Genomic DNA, 5,142 nt, shown 5'->3' on the forward strand with positions numbered 1-5,142 from the left:
TACGACCCGGACCCGGGCTTCACCGGCTCCGACCAGTTCACCTACGCCGTCGATGACGGAAACGGAGAAACCGACACCGCAAACGTCAGGGTCACGGTCGGGGAACCGACCTCTGGGCTCGTGTCAGATGACTTCAGCGATATCGATCTTGGCGACGAGTGGACATATTTCGGCATTGCCGGTGCAGCAACGATCCGGCATGACGCATCCGACTCCTGGCTCGAAATCGATACACCTGCCGGAGTGCCGGTCGACGCATATTACGCGATGACTGCGCCCAGGGTGCTGCAGTCGGTGGAGAACGCCGATTTCACAGTTGCTATCCGTTTCCTGAATGAACCGAATGTCGCTTATCAGGAACATGGGCTTCTCATCCTGGAAAGCGATGAACGTTGGTTCCGGTTCGATGTCGCTTACACTGGAAAGCTTGAACTGCTGGTCGGTGACGTAAACGGCAACACGCGCAGTTTCCCCTACCGCGAGGAAATAGGTTCGGGCGACGCTCAGTTCCTCAGGATCACGCGCAGCGGAACCGACTATACGTTCGATTACTCGGCGGATGGCGAGACCTGGACTACAGCAATCACCTTCGCGAGCGACCTCGTGCCAACGCAGATCGGTCCGTTCGCCGGCAGTACCGACCGCAGCGATTCCTCACCGGGCTTCGTATCCCGGTTCGATTGGTTCGAAACCACGTCGGATCCACTCCTTTCCGAAGACGGGGTTGCGCCGGTCGCAGCGGACGATGTGCTTGCAACCGCTCAGGACTTGCCGCTGAGCATCAACATCGCCGGTGATCTTCTGGCCAATGATGTCAACGAAGACGGTGATCCTTTGATACTGGGCGGGTATTCGCAGCCAGGCAGCGGTTCTTTGGCGGCAGGCGCCGCGAGAGAACTCATTTACACTCCGAATGCAGGTTTCAGTGGTATCGACAGCTTCACCTACATCGTGAGTAACGGGACCCGCGAAGGCAGCGCGACGGTCTACATTGGAGTGGAAACGCCGGGGAACAGCACGCCTGTTGCGGTCGCTGACATACTGGCCGTCCCGGAGAATACGACCACCGTCCTCGATCCGCTGGGGAATGATACCGACGGCGATGGTCACGCACTATCGGTTCTGATCCTCGGCGATGCGCAGAATGGCGAAGCTTCGCTTAACCCGGACGGCACTGTGACCTACGTACCGGATGCCGAATATTCCGGGCCCGACAGCTTCAGCTACACGATGACTGACGGGTACGGAGGCATTGCGACCTCCACTGTCACAATTGATGTCACTGAGATCGATGATGCGCCCATTGTCGAGGACGCAGATTTTGCGATCGACGACGATGCCGCCGCGGGAAGTGTTGTCGGAAGTGTCCCGGCTCTGGATCCGGAGGGCCAGGCCCTTTCATTTGTGATCACGTCCGGCAACGTTGCCGGCATCTTTGCAGTGAACGCGGCCGGCCAGGTCATAATTGCGGATAGCGACGCCTTAGTGGCGGCCGGCCCGGGAAACCATACGCTTCAGATAGAGGTTTCCGATACGACCTCCACTGTGGTCTCGACCATCGATGTCCTGGTGAAAGATGCGGACCTGCTCGACGAAGTATTCTCGATAAGCGGGATGCGCTTCGGTGGGAATACCGAAGATGCCGTTATCCTGCCGCATGATGCCAGGTTGGAAGTCGACAACGGTACCCTGACGTTCGCATTTGTCGCAAACAGCGTCGCCGGTCGTACTTGGCTTATGTCGAAGGACGCGCTCGGGTTTCAAACAGGCGGACATATCGGACTTTACATCCAAAACGGCATCGTGAAACTGCGCATTCAGTCCGAAGACACGACCTACGTTGTCGAAACCAACACTGCGATTGCAGCAGGTGAGTTTCACCACATCGCTGCCACCTTCGGTTCAGGCGGCGTCATGCTCTACCTGGACGGCGTAATTGAGGGGACCTTGGCCTACACCGGCGGAATTGCCACGAATTCCGAGCCGTTGGTTCTCGGTGCAAACCAATGGACCAGCGCGTCGGGCTACGCGAACGTCCTGTTGGAGCCTTTCGATGGAACCTTGTACGTGGCAGAGCTCTATTCAGAGGCTCTCGATGCATCTGATGTTGGTGCGTTGGCTGCGGCGGCCATTGCGCCGGATGCAAGCGCGCCGATTGCTGTTTTGGATCAGTTACAGACAGCGAAAGACGTGTCCGTCACCATAGATTTGGAGGGTCTACTAGCGAATGACAGCGCTTTCGACGGTGCGCCTCTCAATATCGTCTCCTTCCAACAGCCGAGCATCGGTTTTTTGGAAGATCACGGCGACGGCACTGTGACATTTACACCTGAAGTCGGCTTCTCCGGTTTTGCGGATTTCGAGTATTCTGTCACGGACGGCGTATCCTCATCAACCGCCAGCGTCATCGTGCGGGTTGTTGATGGGGCAACCAACCAGTTCGAAGGGACCGCAGACTGGCGCCGGGTCTCCTCTTCAACCGGAGAACTGCCGCAACCTGCGACAGGTCAATACACTGCAGCTCATATCTTTGATGCCGATGGTGACGGACTCAATGACTACGTCATTGCCGGGCGAAGAACTGACCCATCCATCACCCTCTATCTGCAACAGCAAGATGGTAGTTTTGCAGCACGTGTGATCGAGCCGGAGGAATACGATATCGAGGCCGGTGGCGTGGTCTACGACGTGGATGGTGACGGAGATTTGGATCTCGTGTTCGGCGGTGACTCAAATTCTACGGAAATCTGGTGGTGGGAAAACCCAGGTGTCTACGGTCCGGGCGTGACTTGGGAGAGCCACACAATCAAGAGCGGTGGCCCCTACCAGCAGCACGACATGGCGTTCGGCGACTTCGACAATGACGGTGTGGACGAGTTTGCATTCTGGAACCAGAAAGGAACCGGAAAAGGCATCTATTTCGCTGAAATTCCAGAAGACCCAACTCAACTCTGGACGGTCTCACAAATCTATGACGGTCCAATCACTGAAGGCATGGCCGTAGGTGATGTCGATGGCGACGGCATCGATGATATCGTGGTCGGCGGCTATTGGTTGAAATGGCAGGGGGGAACGAATTTTCTGTCTACGACCATCGATTCGTCCTTCCCATATCCACAGACAGCGGTCGGTGACCTGAACGAGGACGGCCAACTCGACGTCGTAATATCAAGTGGTGACGCCGACGGGCCATTGCTGTTGTACACCTACTCGGGTGACCCGACGGTTTCAGAAAACTGGTCCGCGGTGGATTTGCTGGGAATACTAGTGGATGAGGGGCACAGCCTCGAGATTGTCGATTTCGACCAGGACGGCCACCTGGACATCTTCGTTGCAGAAATGAATCTGGATGGCCAGAATCCGCAAGCTGAAACTTGGGTGTTGTTTGGTGACGGCACAGGCAATTTCGACGTTACCCTGATCGATGTCGGTGTGGGCAACCACGAGTCAACGGTCGGCGATCTCGACGGCGACGGTGACTTGGATATCCTGGGGAAAGGATTCCACGATCGCGAAATCAACATCTGGTACAACACACTGAACGATCCAGTCCTCTATGCATGGGACCGTCATGTCATAGAGGTTGACCGCCCGTACCGAGCCATTTTCGAGGAAGCCGCCGATATCGACGGTGACGGTTTCACTGACATTGTCACTGGCGGATGGTGGTACAAAAATCCGGGAGAGATCGACGGTACGTGGGAGCGCAACTCGATCGGTTCGCCCATGAACAACATGGCAGCGGTGTTCGACTTCGACGGTGATGGTGATCTTGACATAATAGGGACACAAGGCCGGGGCAGTTCGGCCAACAGCGATTTTGCCTGGGCAGAGAATGACGGATCTGGCAACTTCACGATTCACACTAACATTGAATCCGGAGAGGGCTCTTTTTTGCAGGGCGCTACCGTGACCCGCTTCTCGGACGATGGTCCGCTTAGTGTCGTTCTATCGTGGCAGAACGCCGTCGGTGGAATGCAGGTTCTCACGATGCCGGAAGATCCAGTTAACGACACATGGGTCTGGTCGCAGCTCTCTGAATTTTCTGCGGGTGAGGGGCTGGACGCTGCCGATATCGACGGCGACGGGGACAATGATCTGCTGACCGGCTTCGACTGGCTTCGCAATGACGGCGATACGTTCACACGGATCGTCTTGCACGAACCACCTGCAACGGCGCAGCCGGATCGCGTGTACCTGGTTGATATGGATGGTGACGGCGACCTGGACTCGCTGGTTGGGTTTGGACACGAAAGCAGCATCACCACCCTGGCTTGGTACGAACAAGGCGCCGATCCGGAGGGCATTTGGACGGAGCATGTAATCTCCAACAGTCTCGAAGGGAATCCGCAGAGCGTGGACGTATTTGATATGGATGCGGATGGAGACTTGGATGTCGTGGCCGGGGAGCACCTCCCGAACGACAATGGTCGACTGGACCTACTGGTGTTCGAGAACCTCTCCGGCGATGGAACCGAATGGCGGCAACATTTGGTCTATGAAGGAGATGAGCATCACGACGCCGCCAAGCTTGCCGACTTCGACAACGATGGAGACATGGACATCTTCTCGATCGGGTGGACTCACAGTCGCGTGACCATCTACGAGAACCTAACCAATGGTTTCGAGATGGTATGACCCGCCGGCCCGTCGTGCGCGATTGAGGGCGGTCGACAGGCCCACATTCGTTGGAAGCCTCTGAATCTGTTCAGCGCACTGAGAACTCGATCGTTTGAAGCTAGAGTTTTCGGCGAAGGTTCACTGGCTGGAAGAGGAATGAAATCTTGTGAACGCGTTTGTATGGAAAGCAGAGAAGTGAGTATCCGCCTGCCAACCGGGCCAGTTCAGACCTTCACACGCGGATGTTGCTCGAGATGTGGCATAACTCAGAAAGAGCTGGGTCCGATCGCAACCAAACGGCGGCTTCGGTAAGGGCCAGGGCCTGATCCTAAATCAGACGTAGAAGAAGCCGGAATTCTGGTCGAAGTCCAGAATGGCGACGTTGGTGTAATCTGCGGCAACGATGCCGTCCGCGCCGTCCTCGTTCAGGAACAGTCGGTTGTTGTCGGCGGCGTCTTCGTCAAAGCGAACAATCGCCGGATCGCCGTAGAATAGATCGGAGGATGCGTCGGGCATCGTGCG

General features: G+C 56.5%; 2 protein-coding genes and 1 pseudogene. 2 read left to right on the plus strand and 1 reads right to left on the minus strand.

Features of this window, described 5'->3' with window-relative positions:
* Both HCO70_RS25110 and HCO70_RS14630 read left to right on the plus strand, forming a co-directional pair.
* Positions 1–84 (plus strand): annotated as a pseudogene (locus HCO70_RS25110) (Ig-like domain-containing protein); the annotation flags it as partial.
* Between the two features lie 36 nt (positions 85–120).
* Positions 121–4,638, plus strand: coding sequence for an Ig-like domain-containing protein (locus HCO70_RS14630; RefSeq protein ID WP_216665442.1), 4,518 nt, complete (start codon positions 121–123; stop codon positions 4,636–4,638).
* Positions 4,639–4,953: 315 nt separating this feature from the next.
* Here the strand turns inward: HCO70_RS14630 and HCO70_RS14635 are convergent.
* The coding region (locus HCO70_RS14635; RefSeq protein ID WP_172297363.1) for a hypothetical protein at positions 4,954–5,142 on the minus strand (189 nt) is incomplete at its 5' end.

It is taken from the genome of Pseudoruegeria sp. HB172150, assembly GCF_013184805.1.
Classification (GTDB): Bacteria; Pseudomonadota; Alphaproteobacteria; order Rhodobacterales; family Rhodobacteraceae; genus Psychromarinibacter.